Source organism: Reichenbachiella sp. (assembly GCF_039944555.1).
Taxonomy (GTDB): domain Bacteria; phylum Bacteroidota; class Bacteroidia; order Cytophagales; family Cyclobacteriaceae; genus Reichenbachiella.
In genome coordinates this window covers 186,465-213,427 of record NZ_JBDUYN010000001.1, presented here as the reverse complement: position 1 = coordinate 213,427, position 26,963 = coordinate 186,465, and the positions used below count along the sequence as shown (strand labels likewise).

General features: G+C 42.1%; 23 protein-coding genes. 9 read left to right on the top strand and 14 right to left on the bottom strand.

Features of this window, described 5'->3' with window-relative positions; all coding sequences use genetic code 11:
• The first annotated feature begins 4 nt into the window (after nt 1–4).
• Nucleotides 5–358 (top strand): hypothetical protein, encoded by a 354-nt coding sequence (locus ABJD64_RS00835; protein WP_348182149.1) that lies wholly within the window; start codon nt 5–7, stop codon nt 356–358.
• Here ABJD64_RS00835 and ABJD64_RS00830 read toward each other — a convergent pair whose 3' ends face one another.
• Together ABJD64_RS00830 and ABJD64_RS00825 are read right to left on the bottom strand one after the other, a co-directional pair.
• Entirely contained in the window at nt 359–739 is a 381-nt protein-coding gene (locus tag ABJD64_RS00830) for a hypothetical protein (RefSeq protein WP_348182148.1), read from the bottom strand. It abuts the gene before it with no gap.
• A gap of 354 nt (nt 740–1,093) precedes the next feature.
• Nucleotides 1,094–3,202 (bottom strand): M3 family metallopeptidase, encoded by a 2,109-nt coding sequence (locus ABJD64_RS00825; RefSeq protein ID WP_348182147.1) that lies wholly within the window; start codon nt 3,200–3,202, stop codon nt 1,094–1,096.
• Between the two features lie 167 nt (nt 3,203–3,369).
• On the opposite strand from ABJD64_RS00825, the gene ABJD64_RS00820 reads away from it, so the two are divergent.
• Nucleotides 3,370–4,137, top strand: a complete 768-nt coding sequence (locus tag ABJD64_RS00820) for a hypothetical protein (protein ID WP_348182146.1) — start codon at nt 3,370–3,372, stop codon at nt 4,135–4,137.
• Between the two features lie 94 nt (nt 4,138–4,231).
• Here ABJD64_RS00820 and ABJD64_RS00815 read toward each other — a convergent pair whose 3' ends face one another.
• Both ABJD64_RS00815 and ABJD64_RS00810 read right to left on the bottom strand, forming a co-directional pair.
• Entirely contained in the window at nt 4,232–5,866 is a 1,635-nt protein-coding gene (locus tag ABJD64_RS00815) for a M28 family metallopeptidase (RefSeq protein ID WP_348182145.1), read from the bottom strand.
• 98 nt (nt 5,867–5,964) lie between these two features.
• The gene (locus ABJD64_RS00810) at nt 5,965–7,239 is read right to left on the bottom strand and encodes an acetyl-CoA hydrolase/transferase C-terminal domain-containing protein (RefSeq protein ID WP_348182144.1); all 1,275 of its coding nucleotides are present in this window, start codon (nt 7,237–7,239) and stop codon (nt 5,965–5,967) included.
• Nucleotides 7,240–7,479: 240 nt separating this feature from the next.
• Between ABJD64_RS00810 and ABJD64_RS00805 the strand changes: the two genes are divergently transcribed.
• The 3 genes from ABJD64_RS00805 to ABJD64_RS00795 are packed head-to-tail and all read left to right on the top strand — an operon-like array spanning nt 7,480 to nt 10,316.
• On the top strand, nt 7,480–8,883 hold the full coding sequence (locus tag ABJD64_RS00805) for a pyridoxal-dependent decarboxylase (protein ID WP_348182143.1): 1,404 nt from the start codon (nt 7,480–7,482) through the stop codon (nt 8,881–8,883).
• A gap of 18 nt (nt 8,884–8,901) precedes the next feature.
• Nucleotides 8,902–9,594: an NAD-dependent deacylase gene (locus tag ABJD64_RS00800; protein ID WP_348182142.1), complete on the top strand. Its 693-nt coding sequence runs from the start codon at nt 8,902–8,904 to the stop codon at nt 9,592–9,594.
• The gene (locus tag ABJD64_RS00795) at nt 9,591–10,316 is read left to right on the top strand and encodes a hypothetical protein (protein ID WP_348182141.1); all 726 of its coding nucleotides are present in this window, start codon (nt 9,591–9,593) and stop codon (nt 10,314–10,316) included. The genes ABJD64_RS00800 and ABJD64_RS00795 overlap by 4 nt, the downstream gene beginning before the upstream one ends.
• A 34-nt stretch (nt 10,317–10,350) precedes the next feature.
• On the opposite strand, the gene ABJD64_RS00790 is transcribed toward ABJD64_RS00795, so the two are convergent.
• On the bottom strand, nt 10,351–11,613 hold the full coding sequence (locus ABJD64_RS00790) for a cystathionine gamma-synthase family protein (RefSeq protein ID WP_348182140.1): 1,263 nt from the start codon (nt 11,611–11,613) through the stop codon (nt 10,351–10,353).
• 131 nt (nt 11,614–11,744) lie between these two features.
• On the opposite strand from ABJD64_RS00790, the gene ABJD64_RS00785 reads away from it, so the two are divergent.
• Both ABJD64_RS00785 and ABJD64_RS00780 read left to right on the top strand, forming a co-directional pair.
• Entirely contained in the window at nt 11,745–12,221 is a 477-nt protein-coding gene (locus ABJD64_RS00785) for an Lrp/AsnC family transcriptional regulator (RefSeq protein ID WP_348182139.1), read from the top strand.
• 195 nt (nt 12,222–12,416) lie between these two features.
• Nucleotides 12,417–13,172: a hypothetical protein gene (locus tag ABJD64_RS00780; RefSeq protein ID WP_348182138.1), complete on the top strand. Its 756-nt coding sequence runs from the start codon at nt 12,417–12,419 to the stop codon at nt 13,170–13,172.
• Here the strand turns inward: ABJD64_RS00780 and moaA are convergent, their stop codons facing one another.
• Nucleotides 13,173–14,183, bottom strand: a complete 1,011-nt coding sequence (gene moaA / locus ABJD64_RS00775) for a GTP 3',8-cyclase MoaA (RefSeq protein WP_348182137.1) — start codon at nt 14,181–14,183, stop codon at nt 13,173–13,175.
• Between the two features lie 143 nt (nt 14,184–14,326).
• Here moaA and ABJD64_RS00770 point away from each other — a divergent pair, with 143 nt between their 5' ends.
• The gene (locus ABJD64_RS00770) at nt 14,327–15,778 is read left to right on the top strand and encodes a tetratricopeptide repeat protein (RefSeq protein ID WP_348182136.1); all 1,452 of its coding nucleotides are present in this window, start codon (nt 14,327–14,329) and stop codon (nt 15,776–15,778) included.
• A gap of 44 nt (nt 15,779–15,822) precedes the next feature.
• On the opposite strand, the gene ABJD64_RS00765 is transcribed toward ABJD64_RS00770, so the two are convergent.
• The 6 genes from ABJD64_RS00765 to ABJD64_RS00740 form a co-directional block, all read right to left on the bottom strand.
• The gene (locus ABJD64_RS00765; RefSeq protein WP_348182135.1) at nt 15,823–17,349 is read right to left on the bottom strand and encodes a serine hydrolase; all 1,527 of its coding nucleotides are present in this window, start codon (nt 17,347–17,349) and stop codon (nt 15,823–15,825) included.
• 131 nt (nt 17,350–17,480) lie between these two features.
• Nucleotides 17,481–18,560, bottom strand: coding sequence for a glycosyl hydrolase (locus tag ABJD64_RS00760; RefSeq protein ID WP_348182134.1), 1,080 nt, complete (start codon nt 18,558–18,560; stop codon nt 17,481–17,483).
• Nucleotides 18,561–18,578: 18 nt separating this feature from the next.
• Nucleotides 18,579–18,851, bottom strand: a complete 273-nt coding sequence (locus ABJD64_RS00755; protein WP_348182133.1) for a MoaD/ThiS family protein — start codon at nt 18,849–18,851, stop codon at nt 18,579–18,581.
• Nucleotides 18,852–18,969: 118 nt separating this feature from the next.
• Nucleotides 18,970–19,404, bottom strand: a complete 435-nt coding sequence (locus tag ABJD64_RS00750; protein WP_348182132.1) for a GNAT family N-acetyltransferase — start codon at nt 19,402–19,404, stop codon at nt 18,970–18,972.
• Between the two features lie 9 nt (nt 19,405–19,413).
• Nucleotides 19,414–21,813: a TonB-dependent receptor gene (locus ABJD64_RS00745; protein WP_348182131.1), complete on the bottom strand. Its 2,400-nt coding sequence runs from the start codon at nt 21,811–21,813 to the stop codon at nt 19,414–19,416.
• A gap of 52 nt (nt 21,814–21,865) precedes the next feature.
• The gene (locus tag ABJD64_RS00740) at nt 21,866–22,816 is read right to left on the bottom strand and encodes an ROK family protein (protein WP_348182130.1); all 951 of its coding nucleotides are present in this window, start codon (nt 22,814–22,816) and stop codon (nt 21,866–21,868) included.
• 176 nt (nt 22,817–22,992) lie between these two features.
• Here ABJD64_RS00740 and ABJD64_RS00735 point away from each other — a divergent pair, with 176 nt between their 5' ends.
• The gene (locus tag ABJD64_RS00735) at nt 22,993–23,967 is read left to right on the top strand and encodes an alpha/beta fold hydrolase (RefSeq protein ID WP_348182129.1); all 975 of its coding nucleotides are present in this window, start codon (nt 22,993–22,995) and stop codon (nt 23,965–23,967) included.
• Nucleotides 23,968–24,437: 470 nt separating this feature from the next.
• Here the strand turns inward: ABJD64_RS00735 and ABJD64_RS00730 are convergent, their stop codons facing one another.
• A complete protein-coding gene (locus ABJD64_RS00730; RefSeq protein WP_348182128.1) occupies nt 24,438–25,262 on the bottom strand; it encodes a hypothetical protein in 825 nt (274 codons plus the stop codon).
• A 636-nt stretch (nt 25,263–25,898) separates the two neighbouring features.
• Complete coding sequence (locus tag ABJD64_RS00725) at nt 25,899–26,951, bottom strand: alkane 1-monooxygenase (protein ID WP_348182127.1); 1,053 nt, start codon at nt 26,949–26,951, stop codon at nt 25,899–25,901.
• Nucleotides 26,952–26,963 lie beyond the last annotated feature (12 nt).

Sequence of the window (26,963 nt, the reverse complement as noted above, 5' to 3'; positions counted from 1 at the left end):
AAAAATGAAAATAAGAATCAATGGTAATTTCATCAGACTTCGCCTGAGCCAAAGCGAAGTAGATAAATTTGCAACAGCCGGACAGGTCGGAGACGCCATCAACTTTGGTGACCGGTCACTGACCTATCAACTGGCAAACACGCCTAAACTTGACCAAGTTTCAGTAGATTTCGATGGCACCAACATCACAGTGCAAATTCCTCAATCTACCGCTAAAAACTGGACCAATACAGACCTGGTCGGGTTCGAAAATGCCGACCAGTCCCATGTCAGAATCTTGGTTGAAAAAGATTTTCAATGTTTGCACAAGCGTCCCGGTGAGGACGAATCTGATAATTTTCCTAATCCACAGGCTTAATCAAGCACAAGAAATCGTAACACTGTGTGTATGACCGGATGAAGTTGATTCCACGGTTACACTTGATCCGTCTTTTAGCGTAGTAAAATGATCTGCCGTCACTGTAACGCTGTGCGCATGGCTTGAACTTCCTGTAATGTCATATGTTTTTGCGGTTCCTGTGGTAACGTCATCTTTGGATACAGTCAAAGTGTGTCCATGATTACTCCCTATACTACTTGAGGTACCATTATCCACACAACTAGCTGTACTGCCATCCGGATCCATATCATCAGGAGTTGGGTCGTCTTCAGAAGATGACGAGCAATTCCACAGAGACAACAAAGGAACGCCTATGATAAAGGCTGCACTTATTTTTTTGAGAAATGATTTTCTATCCATCGATATTATTTTTAGGTTTCTTACGGTTCTACAATAAACAAAAAAAAACGCAAAGCGGTTCATTGTACAGACAAATTCATCATTTGGAACCACTATCTGGAGTTAGATAAAATTTCCTGCAAAAGGTTACAAAAGTGCTCAAATAAATTACGAAGCTCCAACTTAAGATAAATCCTATAGCCTGTGTGCTTAGCTGTCAAATAAGTAATGGAATAGAATTCCGGTTGGCGCCATCATTTCGAGCGCAACAAAATGCACCCATAAATCTTGTCGTTGAGACCTCTCCACTTCGGCGAACCCAGTCGTTCCTCGTTTGAGGTGGCGACCGAGTTTTCTATTCCATTTCTTCTAATATTATTTAAAACCTTTCTTTTCCAATAAAGGTCCTATCTCTGGAGTCTTACCACGAAACTCTACGTACAAGTCCATCCCTGGAGCCGAACCACCTTTGCTTAGCATAGTGCGGTATTTTTTTGCAGTTTCCTGATCGAAAAGATCCGTTTCCTTGAAAGCCTGGAAACAATCTGCATCCAGCAATTCTGACCACAAATAGCTATAGTAACCTGCCGAATACCCTCCTGCAAAAATATGATTGAAGTAGCCACTTCTGTATCTGGGAATAATCTGATCAATCAGACCAATTTTACTCATCGCTTCTTTTTCGAAAGATCTTGCTTTTATACCATCAGCGCTAGTCAGTGTATGCCAAGACAAATCCAAATAGGCTGCAGCCATATATTCAACTGTTCTGAACCCCTCATTGAAGGCATTGGCATCGTTCATTTTTTGGACCAGTTCGTCAGGAATGACTTCTCCGGTCTGATAGTGCTTCGCATACAATTTCAGTACCTCGGGCTCACTCATCCAATTTTCCATCACCTGCGATGGGAACTCTACGAAGTCTCTAGGCACATTGGTACCTGATTGTGAAGGGTAAGTCACATTTGAAAATAGTCCATGTAAAGCATGACCAAATTCATGAAACAAAGTCTGTGATTCTGAAAAAGACAGTAATGACGGCCCGTCGGCTGTTGGTGCTGGGAAATTAAAGTTATTGGTCACAATTGGGGTTACACTACCATCCATTTTTGATTGCGACCTCAATGCATTCATCCATGCTCCTCCCCGCTTACTTTCTCTCGCAAAAAAGTCCATGTATAAAATACCAATGTGAGTTCCATCCGCTTCAAGCACTTCGAACACCTGCTGATCCTCGTGCCATTTGGGCATGTCCTGAAGTTCTCTTACCTCAAGACCAAATAGCTTTTTAGCCAATGCAAAGGCCCCGTCTCGAACAGCGGTAAATTCGAAATAAGGGCGCATGGCATCCTCATCGAAATTGTATTTGGCTTTTCTCACCTTCTCCACATAGTATCTCCAGTCCGAACCTTTGAGCTCACCTTCAATACCATCTTTTTTCATTTCAAGCGTGAGTGCGTCTCTTTCTTCTTTAGCCAAACTCAATGCCGCTGGCCATACCTGATCCATGAAATCGAAAACTGCCTTTGGAGTTTGTGCCACACTTGATGACAATTGAATGTCTGCGTGCGTTTTGTATCCCAATAGATTGGCTCGTTCAATACGAAGTGCCGCTATTTCTTCAATGATTTCCTTGTTGTCGTTTTCATTGCCGTTGTCAGCGCGCATGGCATATCCCTCAAATAGTTTTTCCCTCAATTCCCGATTAGGAGAATATTGCAAAAAGGGGTTGATGCTCGGCCGCTGCAGAGTAAAGGACCAGCCCTCTTCATGTCCACGTTTTTTTGCTTCAGCGGCAGCTAGAGAAACCAAACTACTGGTCAAAGTACCGTAGTCATCCGGGTTTGTGGTATGAGCCTCGAAATTATTGGTTTCTGCTAAAACATTCTGACCAAACTTTGTCGTGAGTTCTGACAAGCGTCCGTTAATCTCTTGTAATCTCTCTTTTTCTGCTCCCTCAAGGCCAACACCTGATCGAACAAAACTTTTATATGACTCGGAGACGAGTCTTTTTTGTTGAGCGTTCAATTCAGAGCCTTCCAATTGATTGTAAATCTCTTCTACTCTTTCAAACAGTCCCTTATTCAGATTGATATAATCATAATGCTTTGATAGCATAGGAGAAATAACGGTTCTAACCGAATCCAATATATCGTTGGTATGTGCACCTGCCACGGCGTAAAATACCCTGCTTGTGTTTTGCAGTTTAGCTCCTGACCTTTCCAGTGCTTCCATGGTATTAGCAAAAGTTGCCGCCTCATTGTTATTCACAATAGCATCTATTTCAGCTTTGTTTTCAGTCATCGCTTGCTCAAAGGCTGGCAAGTAGTGTTCATTTTTTATTTGATCGAATGGTGGCACACCAAATGGTGTATCCCATTCAGCCAATAGCGGGTTATCGTTCATTGTTTTACCTGAATCGGTAGGTTGACAGCCGACCACGGATAAAAAGACCGCAGTCGTACTTATTAATATTTTTCTCATTTTAATTGTTGTTTATATGCTTTGGAAAAAATCGAGTTTTTTCAGAAAGTCGAAAATACCAAATTTAAATGACGCTGGGAAAACTATTAAATAAGCGGTAATATCAAAAAATGGAAGGTCGACAAAACCAAAATCAGTTAATATTGTATGCGATCCAATCTTTCCATATGAAAACTTTGACCAAAGTCGTGCTTTTGACCTTCTCTCTGTACACTGTACAATTGTTTACCTATCCATGTAAAGCCGGCATGCCCCAAAGCAGAAAAGAGGCAAGGGCACAGTATGTCACTCCTGATAATTTACCAGATATGCGTGAATTTCAAAAAAAGTGGTATTTCGGAGCTCAAGGAGGAATATCCTATCGCGTAGGTGCAAATCCAGAAGGTCTTTCCGCTGTGGCTGAAGACTATTTAGACAAGCTTAGACTGGGTTTACAAATCGGAGCAGAAGCAGCTTACTTTCCCAAAGCACGAATGTTTGGATATGGTATAAAATACAGCTACTTCCGTTCGAGTAACAGTGGCGAGTTTTATATCACTGATGATCAAGGAAATTCAAGGTTAGCGAACATAAGTGATCAAATTGAAATGCATTTCGGTGGACCTGCCTTTTTTGTTCGATTTACGTCCAAGAAAAATTTGAATGCTATTATACTCAGTGGCTCTCTAGGTGTGATGACATACAAGCAGAAATCTCACTACTTCGAGGACTTTACGCTTTCTGGTGTTACTGCTGGAATCTGTGTAACGGGAGGTTATGATATAGCTACATCCGATCAGTCAGCAATTAGTATTCAGCTTGCCATTCTCAGCGGATTCCTGGATGAAATAAAAGAAAAAAGAGGGTCTCAGACCCGCACCATCACGTTGGCAGAAGATGAATATGAGAGCCTGGCCAGGATAGAGCTCTCGGTGGGTTTTCGGTTTATGAAATAAGAGGCTGCCTCAAAAGGCAAAAAGTAAAGTCTACACGACCCGGTCTTTTCGAGGCATCGAGAAATGACGACTTTTGAGACAACCTCTTACTGATTTATTGTTGTTCTCTTATCGCCTTAAACTCAGAACCCTCTTTCCACTTTGGAAAAGTAGACTCATTGGCCAATGTATATCCAATATCGAAAAGTACCTGCGCATCCAATCTTACGCCTTCGGCATTAAAATCTTCTGAATACTCGTCTGAGGGTTTGTGATAGTTTTCGCTTGTGTATTTCTTGTATTGCTCCTCACCCCATGCTTTGCCATTGGCTTCACTGTCTGTGGCTCCTTTTCCATAAAGGGCCGGAATACCAATGCTGGCAAAATTGAAATGGTCTGAACGGAAAAATCCACCAGATTCCGGGTGCGGATCCGGGGTAATGTAACGTCCCTGTTTTTCAACTGCACGCTTGGCGTAGTCGTCGAGTTCTGACTGACCATATCCAACGATTGAGAAGTCATTGACTCTGCCAATCGGCCGAATGGCATCCACGTTCAAATTGGCCACTGTTTTGGCGGGTTCATAAATGGGATTGACTGAGTAATGCGCTGACCCAAGCAGTCCTTGCTCTTCTGCAGTTACCGCCATAAAGACGACTGACCTTTTGGTCGGTTGATTCAGTTTGGTAAAGGCCTCTGCCACTTGAATGATTGCTGCAACACCTGTCCCATTGTCCACCGCTCCATTATAAATGGAATCTCCATCTACCGGATTCCCGACGCCAAAATGATCCCAATGGGCACTGTATACGATGGTCTCCTCTGGCCTTTCAGACCCTTCATATCTGGCCACCACATTGTTCGACTTAGACCGCTTGATTTTGTTTTTGAGTCCGACTGATAGCTGCTGATTCATTGGAAAAGATTTGAACTCGCGACTCTTCGCTTCTGGGTAGAAATCATAATCATCCATTCCCATATTGGTAAACATCCGATCCGCACTTTCCTCGGATATCCACCCTTCAATGATACAACGAGACATGTTATTGTCTGGGTTTTCCAGATAAAGGTTGGCTCCTGACCAACCGCCCTGAACGACTTCGAAGGGATAACTGGCATGTTCCGTCTCATGAACTATGATAATTCCGGCAGCACCTTGTCTGGCAGCTTCTTCATACTTATAAGTCCAGCGGCCATAGTAAGTCATTTCATTTCCTTTGAAAAAAGACTTGTCCTCGGAGCCAAATCCCGGATCGTTGATCAGCACCATTACGGTCTTGCCTTTTACATCCAGTCCTTCATAATCATTCCAGTCATATTCCGGTGCTATCGTTCCATAACCCACAAATATGATTTCAGAATTTTCGATGCGGACGGAATCTGTCACTCTACGGGTCAATGCCACGAAATCATCCCAGTAATTCAGATTGATCTCTGCATTACCCCCCGTAATTTTCATTTGAGTATCTACGGTAGCTGTGAGTTCGACCAGTGGAACTTCTTGAAAGTAGCTATCCCCGTTACCCGGCTTCAAACCCAATTTCTGAAACTCTTCTTTCAGATAGTTTATGGTTTTGGTCTCCCCTTCGGTAAAAGGCATTCTGCCTAAAAATTCGTCGGAAGCTAAAGTCTCAATTCTGGCTTTTAGTCCTTCTTCGTTGATGCTGTCGTAAGCTTCCTGAAAATTTTGCTGAGGGGTACAGGCCAAAAGACCTACCCCTAAAGTGAGCGCAATTAGTGTTTTGTTCATTGGATTAAATCTTTTTTTTAAAAACCCAATTTAAACTTTTTCACTCAGGCAGAAATATTTCAGCACTGAAATTCGATTGAATTACAAAGCTGTCAAGCTCAAACCATCCTTCCGAATCTTTGATAGGCAGCCTTTTCCAGAGGTTCCCTGTGGTCAGGATGGGCAATATTGATCAGGAGCCTCGCTCTTTCCTGCAAACTTTTGCCATATAAATCAGCAATACCGTATTCCGTAGCTATGTAGTGTACGTTAGCTCTGGTAGACACCACACCTGCTCCCTCCTTGAGGACAGGCACAATTTTGGACGCTCCCTTATTGGTAGCAGAAGAAAGTGCTATGATGGGCTTCCCTCCCTCCGAATATGATGCTCCGCGGATAAAATCGATCTGCCCTCCTACCCCGGAATACTGTTTTGTTCCTATGGAGTCTGCGCAAACCTGACCGGTAAGATCTATTTCTATTGCGCTGTTGATGGAAGTCACTTTTGGGTTTTTTCTAATAATGGATACGTCATTGGTGAAAGCCACATCCATCATCAGAACGCCAGGATTGTCGTGAACAAAATCATAAAGCTTCTGTGTACCCATGATAAAGGCGGAAACTATCCTTTCCGGGTACAATTTTTTCATTTCTCCAGTGATAATCCCCTTTTCAACCAGTGGAATTACGCCATCAGAAAACATCTCTGTATGAATACCTAATTTCTTATGATTAGTCAGACTGGCCAGGACGGCATTAGGTATGGCACCTATTCCCATCTGTAGGGTAGCTCCGTCTTCGACCATACCGGCCACATAGCTGCCAATTCGAAGCTCAACATTGGATGGCTCCGGAACAGTTACTGTATATATCGGACAATCATGCTCTACCAAGTAGTCAAAGTTATTGATGTGCATGAGACCATCCCCATAGGTTCTAGGCATATTTTTGTTGACCTGAGCAATGACTAACTTGGCACAATCTACGGCTGTATGTGTGGCATCTACCGATACACCTAATGAACAGTACCCATGTTTATCCGGTGGTGACACTTGTACCAAGGCCACATCTATGGGTAGCGTTTCTCTGATCAGTTTGGGTATTTCACTCAAAAACACCGGGATATAGTCCGCATCTCCTGATTGCGTGGCCTTTCGAACATTGGCGCCTACAAAGAATGACTTGACCTTAAAACTTTTTCTAAATTCCTCTTCCAAATATTTTGCATTACACTCTGTATGCAAATGAACGATCTCCACATTTTCCAGATCCGGTGCTCTTTCTGTGAGTGCATCGATCAAAATTTGGGGTGCCGCGGCTACGCTATGAATAAAAATCCGATCATTTGATTTTACGTATTCCAGGGCCTCACTGGCTGACAAGTACTGACTCATGACTGTTTTTTTGTGTAAAACTAAAGGGGGAAATCTATGAGAAATATGATGTAAATCATCTAAAATGACAGCTCTTGTCACGTTTGATTTTGGTTAGCATCCACTTTAAGAAGTAGAACAATATTCTATTAACAATAGAAACAGATGATTTTATTCTTAAGTCTTGATAAAAATTTAAATTAGGAAACTCTTTATTTTGGAGACAGTTTATCTAAGCTTTACGAGACTAAAAATCAATTCATGCTAGACAAAAAATCATTTAGAGAAGAGGCACATAAACTTGTAGATTGGATGGCGGATTTCTATGAGAACATCGAAGACTATCCGGTAAAATCTCAGGCTCAGCCAGGCGATATCATAGGCCAGTTGCCAACAATCCCTCCAGAAAAAGGAGAGTCTTTTACTCAGGTTTTCAAAGACTTTGAAAACATCATACTGCCAGGTATGACTCACTGGCAAAGCCCAAACTTTCATGCCTACTTTCCAGGCAACTCCAGTTATCCTTCTGTATTGGGTGAAATGCTGACCGCTACTTTGGGTGCGCAGTGCATGATTTGGGAAACCTCCCCGGCGGCAGCTGAGCTCGAAGAACTGATGATCAATTGGCTTAAACCTCTGATGAGCATCCCTGATTCATGGACTGGATGTATTCAGGATACCGCTTCTACCGCAACCCTGGCCGCTCTCATTTCGGCGCGAGAGCAAAAGACCAACTGGTCCATCAATCAAAGCGGGTTTGATACTCAAAAGCTTCGCTTTTATTGTTCATCAGAAACGCATTCATCAATAGACAAAGCCGTGAAGGTTTTGGGAGCTGGAGTGGACAACCTGGTGAAGGTAGCTGTCGATGACCATCTTGCAATCATTCCAGAAGAGCTGGAAAGAATGATCAAAGAGGATTTGGATAGTGGATATATTCCGTGTGCGGTGGTAGCCGCCGTGGGTACTACAGGTACTTTGGCTGTAGACCCGGTAGAGGCCATTGGTAAAATTTGCCAAAAGCATGATGTTTGGCTGCATGTAGATGCAGCCTATGCTGGAACGGCATTAATGCTACCAGAGTACCATTATCTTATTCAAGGTATCGATAAAGCTGACAGTCTGGTATTCAACCCACACAAATGGATGTTTACCAATTTCGATTGTACAGTATATTTTGTACATGACGCAGAATCACTAATCAAAACCTTCGAAATACTTCCAGAATATCTTAAAACCAGTACCAGAGGCAAAGTTAAGGACTATCGGGACTGGGGTGTACCTCTGGGAAGAAGATTTCGTGCTCTGAAATTGTGGTTTGTCATTAGGGATTTTGGCATAGAAGGTATCCAGACTCGACTCAGAGAACATATCGGCTACGCAGAATGGTTTGCTGAGCAAGTAGAATCATCCAAAGATTTCGAAATAGTTATTACTCCGATCCTTAATGTAGTTTGCTTTCGATTCAATCCTGGCCTACAGGAAGAAAGCAAGTTGGATGAACTCAACGCAAGTTTAGTTGCAGGTATTAATGCCTCAGGGGATGCCTATCTTACACATACGAAAATCAAAGGCAAATATGCGCTGAGAATGGTCATAGGCCAGACCTATGTGCAGAAAAAACATGTGGAAAAAGCCTGGAGTCTGATTAAAAACCTGGCCTAGCTATCTTTAGTTAAAAAAATGAAAAAAATTGTAGTGCTTACAGGAGCTGGCATCAGTGCCGAATCGGGGATTCAAACCTTTCGAGACGCCGATGGTTTGTGGGAAGGTCACGATGTCATGGAGGTCGCTTCTCCTCAAGGCTGGAACGCTGATCCCGAGTTAGTACTTGATTTCTATAACCAGAGAAGAAAACAGGCGCTTAGTGCCGAGCCGAATAAGGGTCACCAGGCATTGGTTGAATTAGAAAAGGATTTTGACGTGACCATTGTGACTCAAAACGTAGATAATCTCCACGAAAAGGCCGGTTCGACCAACGTCATCCATCTGCATGGTGAATTGTTCAAATCAAGAAGCACGTTAGACGAATCATTGGTGTATGAGATGGACAGTTGGGAATTAAATCTCGGAGACCTTTGTGAGCAAGGCGCCCAGCTTCGCCCGCACATTGTCTGGTTTGGTGAGATGGTTCCTATGATGGATTTGGCCATTGAGGTAACAAGATCTGCGGATGTTTTTCTGATAGTAGGTACTTCGCTTGCCGTATATCCAGCAGCGGGACTGATGCATCATACCAAACCGAATACACCTAAGTATATTATCGACCCAAATATGCCTGAGGTATTGCCAGAGCCAAATCTTTTCTTATTCGAGGAAAAGGGAGGCTCTGGGGTAGCAAAAGTAGCTTCCATTTTGAAAGAAAAATTTCTATGAGCCTTGACAAAATCATTTCAAAAAAAATTGCTGCTAACCTAACCGCCTCCGTCATTAGTGCAGACCCCAGTACTGACCTGGAGCAACAACTTTGGGCGATCAACTGGTTTGACCTCAAGAGAAAATGGGTATATGACCTGTATAACCAGTTAGTCTTTAGTCATGTAAAGAAAATTGGTGCTACACCCATCTTTAAAGGTCAATTGAAGAGGTCTTTAATTGACAGCGAACGGTTGAGAAGAGATATGCTACTCATAGTGCAGTACCCAAAAGGAATTGCCTTTTTAAATATGATCTCTTCCAAATTATTTCAACTCAAAGGATTGTTAAGAGCTTCATCCGTACGTCATTTCCAATTTGGCTTTATGCAGCGTAAATCTCCTGTTCAAGACCATCAAGTGGCAGGAACTATATATCAGGGGAAGCTTAGGTATCTGGTACATGTATGTGAAGGAAGTCAGGCAGCTGATTTCCAGTCTTTGATAGATTTCGCCGCCAGTCAGGACGTGTTTCCACATTTCGTTGGGAACAAGTCGGCTATGCTCGGACTCCAAAAAAGTAATTCCGGATTAAAAACATTGGACTTCATGCTGAATCATGTCCTAGTGTTCAGTGGCTTTGATGATGAATCACTAGAGCTTTTTGTTCAGTCGGGTCCGTATCAGGAATTTCTGGCTTCAAAAACTAACAATTATGTGGGCCTCTTTGATAGAAAAATATGACCCCCGAGCACAACCCGGGAGCCATCACTTTGGGTTATGCTAAGTCTAATTTCAAATCGAGCGCCTGCTTCAGATCCCAGATCAGGTCTTCCGGATTCTCCACACCTACAGATAATCGGATCAAATTCTCTTTGATCCCAATTCTTAACTTTTCTTCAGGATCGACTCCGGCATGAGTCATCGTGGCAGGATGCTGAATAAGCGATTCCGTGCTTCCCAGGCTTACTGCCAGCTTTACCAATTTCAGTTGATTCATGAACTTAAATGCTTCAGCTTCTCCTCCATCGATTTCAAAAGAAATCATGGCACCCGCAGATGTACACTGTCTATGGAATAATTCATACTGTTCAGGATTGTCAACATCAATAAAACCCATATAATGCACCTTGGAGATGGCAGAATGAGAACGAAGGTACTCAGCGACCTTAGCGGCATTCAGTGCCTGAAGTTCCATTCTTGCTTTTAAGGTTTCGAGACTACGCATGAGCAGCCAGCCGGTCCATGGCCCCGCCATGTTGCCTAAGAAGGTACGGAGTCCTTTTATCCGTGTCATATTTTCTTTCGAGCCTAAACAAGCTCCAGCGATTACATCGCTGTGCCCACCGATATATTTGGTGGCCGAATACAGTACAAAGTCTGCACCATGCTTTAGCGGATGCTGCCACAATGGTCCCATGTAGGTATTGTCCACAGCCAAATACACAGGTTGGTCTTTGGTGGCAAAATGATCTGCAATTTCTCGGCACATTCGCATGTCAATCAGACTGTTCGTCGGGTTAGCAGGTGTTTCAATATATACCATAGCCAGTCGATCTGAATGCCCGGAATCGATGATGATCGATTCAATTTCTTCTTTGGTACTGTCCGGGTAAAATCCGACCACATGTATACCGAATTTGGTTAATATGTGATTGATAAAATGATCGGTACCCCCGTACACCGGCGAGCTAAAAAGCAAGAGGTCTCCCGGTTTTAGAAACTCCATTAGACAAGTAGAGATCGCAGACATGCCACTTTCAAATACGGCACAGTCCTCGGCCTGATCCCACAGGCAAAGGCGATTTTCCAGGATCTCAAGATCCGGATTATTTAGTCTGCTATAGATCAACCCTAACTTCTCTTCTTTCTCCTGCTCCCTGAGCCCATAGGCTACTTCAAAGAAGGCCTTTCCTTCTTCCGCAGAGTTGAAAACAAAAGTAGACGTTTGGAAAATAGGACACTTGATTGCTCCTTCTGATAATTTAGGGTCATATCCATGACTCATCATCAGGCTTTCGGGACTAAACTGATTTTTCATTTTGGATTTTACTTTAAATCTGACGCAAAAATCTATCTCATGTTATATCAATAGAATAGTACTCTAAAAATTATCATATTTGCAGATACTGTTTCTAATTTGTTTTATTACTATATCCTGAAAAAGAAAAAATGATTGATCAAACAGACCTGAAAATTCTCGATTGTCTTCAAGAAGACAGCAAGATGAAGATGAAGCAAATTGCTGAGCACATTGGTATGACAATTACACCTACTTACGAGCGAATTAAGAAAATGGAACGCCTGGGAATAATAGAAAAATACACCATACAGATTGATCCCAAAAGTCTTGGCTACGATTTGATTGCCTACTGTAGCGTAACACTGAAGGAGCACTCTCAACAAAACCTGAAACAATTTGAAGAGGGTGTTCAAAAACTTACCCAGGTCTTAGAATGCAACCATATGTCCGGAAATTTTGATTATTTACTAAAAGTAGTTGTCAAAGACATGAAGCACTATCAGCTCTTCATTTCTGATCACCTTGCAGCGCTTGATAATATTGGTCAGGTACAGAGTTACTTCGTCATGAAGACCATAAAGGAAAGCTCCTTCTCTTGTGGTGACGCATCTCTCGATCATAGGTAATTACCCTACCGATTGCAGTACTTTTACCTAAGAATTTATCGGCATTCTGCTTAATCTTTATCACCCCATCATAACACGCTGATATTAAGGCCTTTCGGTTTGGATAATTAAATTAATTTTTACATCTTAGTGTACGAGAAAAAGTAATTTAATGCCAGCGTTATACAACGTAACCATTTTCAACCACGATCCACTATGTCAAGAAATTTAGAATTGCGTAGCACTTTCCAGTTTTCCGGAGAGGGGCTAGGCACACTAGCCCAACCGCAGGAAACCAGATTCTCCTCGACCTCACAATCACCAGCTGAAACCAAAGAATCAATAACCAAGAACAATTTTGGAATAGCCACCCTAATTAGCAAGGCCATCTTCAATTCCCTGGATGAGGAAATGAGAGTAATGGCTGAGTCCTATAGCTCGAAACGACTGGCCTCGATGATCAACAAGGGATTTCCCACCAAAGAAAGCCCTTTATCTATGGGTGATTCTAAAGAAGAGCTTGAGCACTTTGAGTTCAACACTGAAAACCCATTTGAGTCTGGCGTTACTTCCAAGTTCTGTTTGCGAGAAGGTGCTCATAAAGGACACATGATTCTACATGTACCTGCTTTCATTCCCGAAAAAGAACTGAAGATTCCTTCTGACGCTACGAATTTTAAAATATGCGCACGATTGATTTCCATTTCAAACTTTGAAAGAAATGGCAACCAAGTCTCTATATCAAACAAAGTGCAACATGCCAAAGTTGGAATTTATGAGACCACCATGTTACCGGTTCTTCGTATTCCGACTCAACCATTGACCGCTCAGTTGTCTATCCCTGGGGTTGCAGCTGTACACGATGATGTCTCTACTTTGCTTGTGATGGGTATTAAGTTTTACTCTTATAAGAATTCAAAATTTAGTTTTATGCCAGAAAGTGGCATGATGAAGATCATGGCTGTGCATTGATCATCCTCCAATTGTAGACATGGACTCGGAAATGGATTTGTCCAATTTTCTATTCTTTTCTGCAGCAAATCCATCTTTTTCTCTTTTTTGAACAGTTGAGATGAGCACCTGACGAATATCCTCGTCACTTCTGTCTGATCTCAGCAGCTCCTTGACATCAAGCACGCCTTCGTCATACAGACAATTTTTGATCGTTCCGGTAGCGGTCAACCTGATTCTATTACAGGCCCCACAAAATGTCCTTGAATAGGCTGGAATAATGCCCAAATTTCCAATATGGCCGGGCACCTTGTACAAGGTAGCAGGATTACTTGGATCTGAATTCAATTTCTGAAGTGTACCAAAATGTGAATTTAACTCAGACAAAATTCTGGTATGATTCCAGTTTTGTTTGGAGGTCGACAGATTGGATCCGTTGAACGGCATTTCCTCAATAAATCGAACACTTACTTTTTTATCAACGGCTAGTTCCGCCATGTCAATCACTTCATGGGTATTCTTACCATGCATCACAACCATGTTAATTTTGGCATTCATCCCTCGCTCGAGCAGACCATTCAACGTCTTCATCACGGTTTCAAACTCATCCCTTCGTGTAATCTTATGAAAGTTCTCTTTATCCAGGCTATCTAAACTTAGATTGACACCATCTATTCCGATGGCTTTCATCTGATCCAAATGCTGAAACGTGAGTACCCCGTTGGTAGTGATATGAAGAGCCTCAATACCCGTAATTCGCTTGATGCTTTCAAGTAAAGACATGAAGTCCTTTCTAAGGAAAGGCTCTCCCCCCGTCAGTCTTATTTTTTTAATCCCCAGTGAAGAAAAAATCTCAATCAATCTTATGATCTCTTCATAACTCAGCAACTCCTTTTTTGGTAAATAATCAATTCCTTCGGCGGGCATGCAATAGAAGCATCTCAAGTTACAACGATCTGTAACTGCTATCCTCAGGTAATCAATTGTTCGATTCCAGGGATCAATTAGTGCACTTTTTGAGGAGTCTCTCATTTTTGATTTTTGTTAATTGAAGGCTATTGCTCAACAACCCAAAGATAAGACGGAATATTTTCGTTTTTGGTTGAATAGCTAAACTTCAATGGTTATTTTTAAGGATGGCCCGAACCCTTTTCTTTCTGATTTTGAGTCTTTTGATGCATTCACTATCGGCTCAACAACAGAGAATAGACAGCCTTGAACAGGTCGTTAAATCTTACTCAAGAGAGGATTCTGTCAAGGTTGATCTTTACAATTTGATCGCATTTGAGATCATTAACACTGATCCTGACAAAGGAAGGAAATATGCTACTCTTGGCTATGAATTAGGAAAAAAAATAGATTATTTAAATGGATATGCCAGAGGGCTCAATCTGGTCGGCAGTTCTCTTCTTACTATTGGCGAATATGATGGCGCTCTCGATTTTTATCTAAAATCTCTTGAAGTTTATGAAAATACGGGATTCCAAATGGGAATTTTCATTACATACAATAACATCGGAGAACTGTATGAGAAAAAGCTCCAGTTTTCTGAAGCTCTGCGCTATCATAAGAAGTCTCTCGATTTGAAAAATAAGTATCTGAAGGGGCGGTATCCCATTATGTCACATGTGAATCTTGGCGAAATCTATTATCGACTTCAACACCTCGATTCCGCAATCACTCATTTCAGAATAGCTGAAAAAATGGCTAAGGAGGAAAACAGGCTGAAAGCGATTGCACACGCCCAAACAGGAATAGGCAAGGTGTATGCCAAACAAACCAACTATTCACCGGCTTTTATCTACCTCAACTTGGCCAACCGGATCTGGAATTCTCTTGAAGATTATGTTGGCATGTCCAAAGTTGCATTAGAAAAAGCCCAAATTTCATTTGAAACCAATGATTACATTGTCGCTCGAAAGCATATCATTGATGCTATATCAAATGCAAGAACTATCAATGCAAAAGATCTTGAACTTGAAGCAATGAAACTTAGGTATAAGATTGATTCGGCACGACAAGATTTTACTACTGCATTCGCCTCTATGCATGCGTACGACAAGTTAAAAGACGAAATTTTTGATCTGGCCAAAGAACGTCAACTACAAACCATTCAAGCAAAGTTTGAACTTGATGAAGAAGAAAGAGTTCACCAAGAATTGATCAAGGAAAAGGAGCTGAGTGAGAAAATCGTTAGATATCAACGAACTATCATCGCTGGTATTGGGCTTATTCTTTTACTCATTTCAGTCACAGCTGTTTTGTTTTACAATCAGGTCAAGAGGCAATCCCGCTTGAATCGCTTGCTCAAAGACAAGAACGGTGAAATAAAAGAAAAGGCTCTTGAATTGGAAATTTTGAATAACAACCTTGAACAAATGGTTGAAGAGCGAACAAGCGTAATCCAAAAGAAAAACGTGAAACTCAAGGAGTACTCGTTCCTGAACGCTCACATCGTCAGAGGTCCTCTGGCCAATATTCTTGGTCTAACCAAATTGCTTAAGAGTGGCGTGCAAGAAGAGGAGAAGGCAGAGATGATTGATCACCTGCACTACTCTGCCGATAAGCTGGATGATGTATTGACAGATATAAAAAAGAAGCTCGAAAAAGGCGAGTTAATTAATTAGAATTCTATCGTTCCGGGTCCCTGCCGTACAATCATTCGTTAAGACTATTTGATTTTTATCGGCTTCAATTCTTCAAAAAAGATATCATCGTTGGGCACATCAAAAGTCATTTTTTCAATCTTAAGATTATTATCCATATTGAATTGTACCGTACCGAAACTGAACCAGGCATGTTCTATATCCCAATCAATTTCCCATACGTCATAATGCCAATGACGGAGTGTTGCAGATAAGGCCTTGGCGTGCTCGAAGTTCAACCTGAGTTCGCCGTTCTTTAATGACACGCTAATATCTCCATAGATATCAGCAAGGTATGTTCCGCTGTATTTTTCCAAATCTAGAGAAGGTAGTGTTCCTTCTACCCTGCTGGTTTTACGTTCGGCAATCCGGGTATCTTCATTGTTGGCAGATTGATTCAGGAGGTTCTTAGACCAATCCTGCTCATCTACGCCTAAAAACTTATCCAACGCATAGTAGGTAGCTGCCATCATCGGGCTTTTCATACCGTTGGTCAGTACAATTACCCCGAGCTTCTGATCAGGAATCATATTGAATGCGCTGAGCATGCCATCATAGCCACCCGTATGGCCCACCCTTAAATTGCCTTGATAGTCACTCAATCCCCAGCCCAATCCATAGCCGCTAAAATGACGATTGAAATCATTGGGGCTCGTATGATCTACAGTAAAGTTATTGTGTGGTTTCCACATCATATTTCTCGAGCGCCGGCTAAAAAGTGTGTCTGAGCCATTTAATCCATGATTCATATTCATGATCATCCATTTCGACAGGTCCTCAACACTTGAGATCAAACCACCTAATGCTCCTATTTCTTCCCAGTCCTCCCAAACGATAGGAACGTTTTTCTCCTCGCTTCTGGCATGAGGAGTGGCATAATTGCCCTTACTCTCCAGCTCCTTGGGCGTGGTGATGGTTCTGTCCATGGCAAGTGGTTTCAACAGACGTTCTTTCACATTATCCGCCCAACTCTTACCGGTCACCTTTCGGATGACTTCACCTGCGGTGATATACATGACATTGGAATAACCCCAACCTGCACGAAAACCATAGGCAGGAGGAATATTTTTCACTTTTCTCACAATTTCTTCTGCAGTCAGATCAGCTTTGTACCAGATTACATCTCCGCTGAAGGTACCCAACCCTACTCTATGACTAAGTATATCACGAATGGTAGTATTGGCACTTACCCAGGAATCATACAGTTCAAAATAAGGCAAATGATCCCGGACTTTGTCATTCCAATCGAGCTTGCCTTCTTCAACCAGTTGCGCAATAATAGCAGAGGTAAAGGCTTTTGAATTAGAGGCAATGGCGTATAGTGTGTTCTTATCCGGCTTTCCTTTCTTACCAACTTCTTTCACACCATATCCTTTCGCAAAGACTAATTCACCATCTTTCACGATACCGATACTCATACTTGGCACATCCCAATCTTGAGTCATTTTTTCAAAATAGGTATCCAACGCCTTGAGGTCCACTTCAATTGATTGCGACCTTACGGTAAAAGAAAATGCCAACGAGACGACAAAAGGTATGAACAGCTTCTTCATGAGGTTAATTTTGTTTCCAGCAAATTAGGAACTATCATCCTTAAAAACCAAAACGGGCATGGAAGGAGGTCTGAGAAAAGGATAGACGGTTTGTTATTGAAAAACGAACTCACATAAACCCTAAACAGCCGTCAGGCCAGCTCTACTGAGTAGACCATGGGCAAATCTGAAGATAACAATTGCCAGTTTTCTCCTAAGTTGTTGGAATAATACACATTGCCGGTGGTCGTACCAAATACGAGTGAATCATCGTCGATTGCCAAGCAGTGTCGATATACGATGTCGAAGCAGTTTTCCTGTGGCAATCCGATTCTTTGCTCTTTCCAGGTCTTGCCGCCGTCATCCGTCCTGCATACAGCTAAAGCCTGATCTACGGCTACACGAATCTCATCGCTGATTCCAGGTACGACCCAGGCTTGGTCGGGATTGTCTTCTTTGACTGCTACGGCGAAGCCAAAATTGGCAGGCCCATTTTCCTGGCTCACTTCTTTCCAGTTTTCTGCGCCATCTGCGGTTACAAAAATTCCACAATGGTTTTGCTGCCAAAGCACATCCGGATTGGATGGGCATGCTACGAGTATATGTGGATCCTGACCAATTTCAGAATTGGGATCAGGAAGAAAATCGGCTTTAAGTCCTTTGTTTGCAGACTTCCAGGTTTCTCCTGCATCATATGATTCGAATACCCCTGCGCAACTCACGGCTATATAGAGATGATCTGAGTTTCTTGGGTCTACGACGATTGAGTGAATTCCGGGATTGTCTCGGCCTCCACCAAACCATTTTTCCCGTGAAGGGTGATTCCAAAGAGACTCTACCAATTGCCAGGAGTCTCCATTGTCGTCGGAGCGAAACAAGGCCCCCGGATCTGTACCCAGGTATAAAACACCAGGTTTATCTTCACCACCATGTGCAAATGCCCACAGATACTTGACAGCAGCGGGCACGCCTTCTTTTATTTCCATCCCTTCATCAAACTTCGGTGCTTCTATCTCCTGCCAGGTAGTACCCTGATCTGAAGATCGGTGCAGCTTGCATCCCCAATGCCCGTGATCCAGGCAGGCCCACCAGGTGTCTGTGCGTTCGTCGACCAATGTGAGTGAGACAGGAATGCCCAAAAAATGGGTAGACTGATGTTTCCAGCTATCATTTTCTCTGTGGTAGGTAATTAGTCCTTTTCTTGTTCCGAGTAATAGGTTCTTTTTTGGCATGTTGATTTGGGTTTGATTTTAGCCTCCTGATAGAGCTTGCATGATGTATATTTCGTCGTTCGGACCAATGGTATCGCTTAGTGTCTCACGGTCACGAATGAGCTCATCGCCAATAAAAATATTGACATGTTTGCGGAGCTGCCCCTGCTCATCGACTACATAATCTTTGAGCCCTTTGTACCTGTTTTCTAGTTCCGTAAGAATTTCATTGAGATCTAAAGAATCCAACTTAACCTCAGACAGATCCGGGTAAAATCGCTTAAGGTTTGCAGTAAATCTGACGGTAGGCATATAACAGCATTTATGTATTCAACGAGTCGTCCGCTTCGCGAGCCTCAGTAGGACAATGTTAAATTTAATAAATGACGAATGAAAGATGAAATTCAGGACAGCCGTCTGTATAATTATCTCAGTTTAGTTCTAAATGTAATAGAGGATAAGGCTCCCCTTGTCCATCTAGCGGGGATCTGCCTACAATCTGAAATCCCATATACAAATAGAAATCTACGGCTTGTTGATTTTGCTCGTTCACATCTACTTTGGTACACCTCAGGGCATTGACGGCATGAAGTAATAGTGCTTTGCCGACACCTTTTCCTCTGGATTCGGGGTGAATGAATAGCATTTCTATATTTGTTTCATGGATACCAAGAAAACCGAGGACTCTACCTTCTTCTCTAACTCCACACAATTGAACGGCATCAAAGTATTGATCAAGAATCAAAGGTTTGAGCTCCAAAATTCTGGACTCAGGCAGGAAATCGTGCGTAGCTCTGACGGAGGCTTCCCAAACTTCTATCAATTCCTGGTATTCCTGTTTTTCTATTTGACTGATTACATGCATAGCATCAATTTAAAAAGTATATCTGGCGCTAATGATACCATTGATCCCCGGAGCGCTAATGCCTGAAGAATATGGACGGTAATGTTTGTCCAAAATATTTTCTACTGAAGCTGTCAGGCTCAGTTCATCATTTAGTTGGTATAGAGATCTTAGATTTATGGTATACCATCCCAGTGCCCCATCAGATGTATACAAATAAGCCTTATTTTGTTCACTAGGTGCAAGATCTTCCCAGGCTCTTTTGGCCTGAAAATCGGAATAGGCTTCTATGGTCAACTTGTCTGACCGATAACTTAAGGATACATTTCCGAACATAGGATTGGTGTGTCGGAGTGGTACGTGTTCGATCTCATCCTCTCCATCATTGTTGTTGACTCTTCCTTTCAATATAAAGTGCTCAGATAATTTGGCTGAAAGGCCTATAGAATATCCCCAGATGTGCGCCTCCCCTACATTGACAAGAGCCTCCACATCGCTAACCTCTCCATCATATATGATAGTTGATTGTCCGTCGAACAGAAATGATCGTCGAACCATAGCATCTCTTAATTGAATGTAGTACACACTCCCATCTAAGGTAACGCGATTGGCAATTTTCCAATTGATGCCTGTTTCATAATTGAAGGTGTATTCTGAGGATAAATCTTCGTTGGGAACAACGACACTACCAGGCTCAGAGTCAAACACTTTTCCAACATCATCCACATTGGGAGACCTAAATCCTGTAGAGAATAAGAGGTTCCATCTTAGGTTTTTAATTGGGCTCACAACCACCCCAAGAGATCCACTGAGTGCGCCATTTGTCAACTCAATTTCATCATAAGGAAAGTTATAAAATGTTTTGTCCTCAAACTTCGATTTCAAATTTACATATGTGAATCTCACACCAGAAGACAGTACCACCTTCTCGTTAATTCTGTGTTTAAGACTACCATATGCGGCGGCTGACAGATATTCGCTTCCACCATCAGGATACCTTGTGGCTTCGGCAGTTATTTCTTCTGTATCAATATCCTTGCGCTGAGCACTTGACGAAACGGTATTGGCCAGTAGCTCAGTGCCATAAAAAAACTCACTCTTATCAGAAATCTTTTTATCCAGGTCAATATTTAGAGCATAGACGTATACCTCTTCTTTTCGAGTTCTAAGGCTGGCAGACTGGTACCTTCTGTCATTCCGACTTTCTTCTACATATTGGTTTGACAAAATGACTCTTATCCCGTCATAAAAAAAATTAGCACTGTAGTTAGAAAAGGTAAGTGCATTAAGTAAAAATCTCTGAGGGCCATAGTACCAGCCCGCATTTTTCAAAACATCTGCATCATCCCTTTCAGTCAATCGGTCGTAGCGGGGAATATCTGACGAAGTGGTATAATACAAGGTATGCGTCAGAGTAGAGCCATTAGACAACCTATGACTCAACTTGTTCATCAGGTTGTATTGCTCATATCCGGAAAACCTTTGTTTATTTATTTTATCATTGATGACGACCATGTCCTGATCATTCATTCTTTCTACATATTCCAATCTTTTTCCGAAGTCGGGATATTTTGACGGGCGATTGCCTCCAGCTCTTAAATCACTGTAATTACCAAATGTGAATCCGAAGGTATTGCTCCATTTGTGGTTTTGAACATTTACATGAAAGTGTGCCGTACGCTCCAAATTGGCAGTAGAAAATCTCATCATTCCTGCTCCATGTGATTCAAGTTGCTTTTGATCTGTATATGAAGGTCTGATGGTGTGAAAATCCATCACTCCTCCCAACGCATCACTTCCATAAACAGAGGAGCCAGGTCCAAAAATAACTTCCGATCCCGAAAGAAGATTAGGGTCCAGCATAATTACATTTTGCAAATTACCTCCGCGATAGATGGCGTTGTTTATTCTGATGCCATCCATCATGATCAATACGGAATTGGCTGAGAAACCTCGAATCATCGGACTTCCTCCTCCCATTTGGCTTTTCTGTACAAATACCTGTCCGGTCTGACCTAACATATCTGCAGCGGTCTGTGGGTTGTTCTGTTCAATTTGCCTGGCACTGATGTTTAAAATTTCATTAGGTACTTCAGCTCGATCTTGCTCCCATTTATTGGCTGAGATGACAACCTCATCTATTTCAATCACTTGCTCTGTCAGATAGACGGTGCTATCTGCAAACACACCCTGGAGTAGTAGAGACTTATAAGCGGGATGATCAATGATTAATCTTTCATTCGCTTCTGATTTTACAAAGTTCACCTGGCCACTTGCATCACTAAAGTGTATTTTTTTTGAGTTTTGAAGGAGAATTGAGGCTTTATTAATAGGGTCCTTGGTTTTCTGGTCGCGCAGCGTCAGCTTCTGGGCCTGAATAGATGAAGTGAGTAAACAAAGAAGAATAATCCGGAGTAACCTGGCAGTCATAATATCAAGTAATTCTCCACAGCTTAAAGCAAAAATTACGCCAGCATGGCTATCATTTATCACCTAATTCATCCCAGGCAAGAGCCGCTGCCCCAAGAACCGCAGCGTTTTTGTCCATTAAAGCAGATGGAAGTAGTTTAACCGATTTTTTGAATGGTTTGAACATGAATTTTTCCATGTAATAAACAGCCGGATCCAGTAAATAATCACCAGCATTAACCAGTCCTCCAAATAAGAATATGGCTTCAGGGCTGGTATGAACAACGGTATCTGCTAATTTCTGTCCGAAAATTTGTCCCGTATATTCAAATGCTTTGATAGCAATATAATCATGCTCCCGTGCGGCATTGGTAATCATCTCTGCCGTCATGTCATTGTAACTCACGTCTCGTAAAACACTGGGCCGTGCGTAGTCGGCCATCATCTTAAATACAGTCTTTTTGATGCCCGTGGCCGAAACATAGGTCTCTAAACAACCCCGACGACCGCAACCGCAAAATCTCCCGTCCGGATTAACACTCACATGGCCAATCTCACCCGCAAACCCGCTGTTGCCATAAACCAGTTCGCCGTTCACCACAAACCCACTTCCTAATCCAGTTCCTAAGGTAAAAACAACAAAATTCTTCATGCCCTGAGCCCCTCCATATTTCATTTCTCCCAGGGCGGCAGCATTTGCATCATTAGTCAGCGCAGTTGGAAGGTCAAATACTTGCTGAATCAGTTTTTTCAAGGGCACATCATCTCCCCATTGAATGTTAGCTGCCTGCTTGATGGTTCCATCAAAATGATTAACGTTTGGGGCACCTACTCCTACTCCAATGACAGATTTACCTTCGACTACGGGTGATATATTTTTTTTGAGCTCTTTTAAGAAAATCTCGATTTTTTCTTTAGCATGAGTATTGAAAGCGCCTTCGTCAACCACTTTACCTTTTTTGTCTACCAGACCATACTTGGTGTAAGTACCCCCTATATCAATACCGAGAACAAAATCTGCCATATTTTTTCCTTTTGTGCTTCCAAAAATAGAGTAAGACTAGATGAGAAATGGAATTAAAATATACTTTTTTACCTCAAAAGCATAAGATAATGGCTTCGCAATTCTGTATAGACAATTATACCCTAATGTTTTATGTGAGATACCTAAGTAACTTTTTATAAATTGTAGCTAGTATTATGTCTTTGATTAAAAATTCGTCATATAGTAGGCCCGGGGATTTTTGGAAAAATGGGTATCTCCAAACCATCATTCCCAGTCTGTTTAGAAAGGTTCGTGGAGTACGTTATTCGCGCGAACGAATTGACACTCCGGACGAGGACTTTCTGGATCTGGATTGGATTCAGTCCGGTCATGAGCGCCTGGTTATTATTTCTCATGGCCTGGAGGGCAATTCCTACCGACATTATGTAAAAAGTTGTGCTCGCCATTTTAACCAAAATGAATACGATGTACTGGCCTGGAACTACAGGTCTTGTAGCGGAGAAATAAACAAAAACCTAAGACTTTACCATCATGGAGATACAGATGATCTGGAGCAGGTGATTACTCATGCCATTGCGACCCGGAGATATAAGAAAGTGGTACTCGTCGGTTTCTCCATGGGAGGTAGTACCACACTTAAGTACCTAGGTGAAAATGGCCCAAATGTTCCCGCTCATATTGTTGCCGCGGCTACCTTTTCGGTACCCTGCAATCTTTGGGACAGTGCTCATCAATTGACCTTCAAAGAAAATTGGTTTTTTAAGCAGCGCTTTTTGAAGAAGATGATTAAAAAGGTCAAACAAAAGCACAAGCAATACCCTAATGAAATCAACATTCGCGGCATTGACGAAATCGTTTCTTTTGGACAATTTGATGAACGATATACGGCTCCACTGCATGGGTTCAAAAACAGCAGGCATTTCTATCGGACAGCCACTTCGGATCTTCACTACCCCGGTATCAGAATTCCATCACTCATTGTAAATGCCAAAAACGACCCGTTACTTGGTAAGGAGTGCTATCCATACAAAGCATGTAAGTATCATGACTTTTTGCATCTGGAAACACCAAGGGCCGGGGGGCATGTTGGTTTTTATAAGCCAGGAGCTAAGACTTCATGGATGGATGAGCGTGCACTGGAGTTTGTAAGGAAGTTTGCGAGGCTGTAATAGTAATTCTTCGCCGATGAATTTTCTCTTTCCAAGTGATCCAATTCATTGAGAACCTTAGGTTAAAAATGGCATCACGATCAAGGATTTGCCTCAATGGGCAATGTAATTGTAAATAATGTGTCATGATGAAGTATCCTATGTTCAGGACCTCGGCTTGCTTCGACATAAATTCACATGTATTTTATTCGATTATCAAAATGTGAAGGGCCACAAATAATATCGCAGTATTGGATTGAGCATTAAAGGAGGGAGATAAAAAGCCTTATTTGACCTCTTCAATTTCCTGGATCAGAGGTTCAAGATTCATGGTGAAAGAAAGGCCGACGAACCATCTGCTCGCCGGCCACAATCCACTCTATTTCAATTACTGTTGCTATAAATCACATTTGAATTGAGTGAATCTCTCTACTTGCTTGCTGTATCTTAAAATAAGAAGGAGTCTATCCACTCCTTCTTATCCATGGTAATTAATTAACTACTAATAGTTTCTGATAGCTCCTTTTCTTTCCCTGCACCATTTGCATGTGGTAGATGCCTGGCTTCAATGGTTCGTCAAAGCCGATCTTTACATTAAGATTATTTAAGGTCTCTGCACTAATTGATTGATTAGCTATCACCCTGTCCGTAGTATTCATGACCTGGATTCTGAGATCTTCCTCCAGATTATTGGTCAATACCGATAGCCTAAACTCTCTACCGTCAAATGGCATCGGGTAGGTATAGGTAACCAAAAGTGGAATTAGATTGTCAGTCTCCACGGCTACCGTTTTGGAGTAATATACAGTGGTATCTATTGTTTGTTTTAACCTATAGAAAACCACTTTACTGAAATTGACTTCATCCATATGACTATCGATGTTGCCATTGTACCTGGCTATTTCGGTAAAATTCAGGCCATCTCTTGAACGTTCGAGCATGGTTTCATCATAGCTCTCATAGGACGCCCAGTTTACGGCTACTTCTCCGGTTTCTATCCGCTCTGCTGCTATGTCTGTAAGCTGCCGCGCACCGGCAGGTGGAGCGTAATTCGGATACATGGTAAAGAATTCTGCAAAATTGTTGAGAGTTCCGCTTTGATACTCAACTTCCAGCTCGTTACCCACTTCATCTACCAATGCCCTTACCTCGACCATAAGTTTGGCGTTATAATAAACGGACTGCGGATCCTGAACAGTATAGAAGGCCCTGAGTGACTGCGATGGCCAGACTTGAAGATTGCTGCCACTTGCCACCACATCGTACAAACTGGCATCTATTACACTCCTGGTACCATCGGTTGCTTCATTTTTCAAAATGATCTTTGTTGAATCGCCCAGAGCAATGCTCTCATTAAACGTAAACCCAATGAAATAGTCGGAGGCTTCTATCAATCCTCACTGTGGACACACCTGACCGAATATTACCTATGGTAAACACCAGGCGTCTGTCCTTCGCAATTAAAATATTACCATTCTGATCCTGAAGGTTTTTGATATGCAGTGTCAGCGTGTCTCCAAAATGAGCACCATGACCGATCAATTTATCAAAGTCAATTCGGTAACTCACATAGGCCGTACCCAAGGCCCCTACAAATGCATCGGATACATCCGTACCTCCTTCCCAATTGATAAGACTGCTAAGATAAACAGCAACTTATAATAACCATTTCCTATTCGAGTGCTCACAAGATATCACCGGTTTATGTGATAATTTCCAAATAAACAAATCGGTTAGGTCTATCTGTCGGGCCAACTGCTTTAAAATACAAAAACCCCATTTTTTTCTACCTGTTTTTTTATATTATTTGTTGAATGGATTGATTTTACTTTTGACAAGAACAAAAAAACCATCAAATTATTGTTTCGAGGTCTTTTCCTGAATCAGTTCCAAGATGTTGTGGATAGACAGCTCACCCTGGAGCTTGTCTCAAAGTATGTGAGGCGGTAATTCTACTCCATATCCGTCGAGATACCGGCTATTTGTCTGTGCATGACCCAAAACCAAAGTGGCGGCACCAGAGACAAAAGCATCATACCCGGATACCCTGTGGGCATTTGTGGGCTTTGATCATGATGCTGTAGGATTTGATATTTTTTACTAGCTAAAAAATGATGATCTGAATGTCTGGATAGTTCGAATAGAAACAGTCTGCCTAATGTATGATTAGAGTTCCAGGAATGCCAGGGTTGAACGCGTTCATATTGACCTGAGTCTTTTTGAATTCTGCTGAGACCATAGTGCTCTATATAATTTACCGTTTCCAATTGGATAATGCCTATCAGAGCTGCGGCTATAAAACAAAGCATGGATATTAATCCAAAGCTCCAATAGATAGCTGCTATGAACGCCAGTTGAATGATTTGAAATTTCAGCATTTCGTTTTGTAGGGAAATGACACCAACACTCATCTTTTTCAGTCTTGCGGCCTCTATTTTCCATGAGGATATGTAGCCCATCACCATCGACCGAATCCAAAAGAAATGCACCCACTCACCTCGTCGGGCTGAAGATGGGTCCTTGTGGGTTGAAACATTCTTATGATGACCGCGGTTGTGCTCAATATTGAAATGCATATATAATGAAGTGAGCAATAAGGCTTTTGCTAGAAACTGTTCAAACTTGCCCTTGCGATGCCCCAACTCATGAGCTACGTTGATGCCTAATGCCCCACAGGTAATGCCCATGGAAAAAATACGGCCAGCCAGTTCTAGTCCGGTGCTCTCAATAGTGCCTATGACAGAAACAAAGTAGTATAGCAAGGCAAATTGCACGGGTACCACCAGGTAGAGCAGATAATCATATACCCTGTCCTCAGCGACTAATTCCTCTTCTGCTTTATCTAAGTTCTTTTCATTGGGCTTAAAAAGAAATTCCAACAGCGGCAGCAATGCGTAAACCAATATTACCGTACTAAAAGTCCACCATCCTGATGAACTGATGGAAAAGTAAGCCACCATGGGTATAATAAAAACAATGGAATACTTCAGGAATCTTATATTCATGGGAATGTCGTC

Coding starts and splice junctions, on each gene's coding strand:
- ABJD64_RS00835 (WP_348182149.1), top strand. CDS start 5: ATGAAAATAAGAATCAATGGTAATTTCATCAGACTTCGCCTGAGCCAA.
- ABJD64_RS00790 (WP_348182140.1), bottom strand. CDS start 11,613: ATGAAAAATCAGTTTAGTCCCGAAAGCCTGATGATGAGTCATGGATAT.
- ABJD64_RS00740 (WP_348182130.1), bottom strand. CDS start 22,816: ATGGCAGATTTTGTTCTCGGTATTGATATAGGGGGTACTTACACCAAG.
- ABJD64_RS00770 (WP_348182136.1), top strand. CDS start 14,327: ATGCATTCACTATCGGCTCAACAACAGAGAATAGACAGCCTTGAACAG.
- ABJD64_RS00735 (WP_348182129.1), top strand. CDS start 22,993: ATGTCTTTGATTAAAAATTCGTCATATAGTAGGCCCGGGGATTTTTGG.
- ABJD64_RS00795 (WP_348182141.1), top strand. CDS start 9,591: ATGAGCCTTGACAAAATCATTTCAAAAAAAATTGCTGCTAACCTAACC.
- ABJD64_RS00830 (WP_348182148.1), bottom strand. CDS start 739: ATGGATAGAAAATCATTTCTCAAAAAAATAAGTGCAGCCTTTATCATA.
- ABJD64_RS00725 (WP_348182127.1), bottom strand. CDS start 26,951: ATGAATATAAGATTCCTGAAGTATTCCATTGTTTTTATTATACCCATG.
- ABJD64_RS00785 (WP_348182139.1), top strand. CDS start 11,745: ATGATTGATCAAACAGACCTGAAAATTCTCGATTGTCTTCAAGAAGAC.
- ABJD64_RS00805 (WP_348182143.1), top strand. CDS start 7,480: ATGCTAGACAAAAAATCATTTAGAGAAGAGGCACATAAACTTGTAGAT.
- ABJD64_RS00815 (WP_348182145.1), bottom strand. CDS start 5,866: ATGAACAAAACACTAATTGCGCTCACTTTAGGGGTAGGTCTTTTGGCC.
- ABJD64_RS00810 (WP_348182144.1), bottom strand. CDS start 7,239: ATGAGTCAGTACTTGTCAGCCAGTGAGGCCCTGGAATACGTAAAATCA.
- ABJD64_RS00780 (WP_348182138.1), top strand. CDS start 12,417: ATGTCAAGAAATTTAGAATTGCGTAGCACTTTCCAGTTTTCCGGAGAG.
- ABJD64_RS00755 (WP_348182133.1), bottom strand. CDS start 18,851: ATGCCTACCGTCAGATTTACTGCAAACCTTAAGCGATTTTACCCGGAT.
- ABJD64_RS00745 (WP_348182131.1), bottom strand. CDS start 21,813: ATGACTGCCAGGTTACTCCGGATTATTCTTCTTTGTTTACTCACTTCA.
- ABJD64_RS00765 (WP_348182135.1), bottom strand. CDS start 17,349: ATGAAGAAGCTGTTCATACCTTTTGTCGTCTCGTTGGCATTTTCTTTT.
- ABJD64_RS00760 (WP_348182134.1), bottom strand. CDS start 18,560: ATGCCAAAAAAGAACCTATTACTCGGAACAAGAAAAGGACTAATTACC.
- ABJD64_RS00800 (WP_348182142.1), top strand. CDS start 8,902: ATGAAAAAAATTGTAGTGCTTACAGGAGCTGGCATCAGTGCCGAATCG.
- ABJD64_RS00820 (WP_348182146.1), top strand. CDS start 3,370: ATGAAAACTTTGACCAAAGTCGTGCTTTTGACCTTCTCTCTGTACACT.
- ABJD64_RS00825 (WP_348182147.1), bottom strand. CDS start 3,202: ATGAGAAAAATATTAATAAGTACGACTGCGGTCTTTTTATCCGTGGTC.
- ABJD64_RS00750 (WP_348182132.1), bottom strand. CDS start 19,404: ATGCATGTAATCAGTCAAATAGAAAAACAGGAATACCAGGAATTGATA.
- moaA (WP_348182137.1), bottom strand. CDS start 14,183: ATGAGAGACTCCTCAAAAAGTGCACTAATTGATCCCTGGAATCGAACA.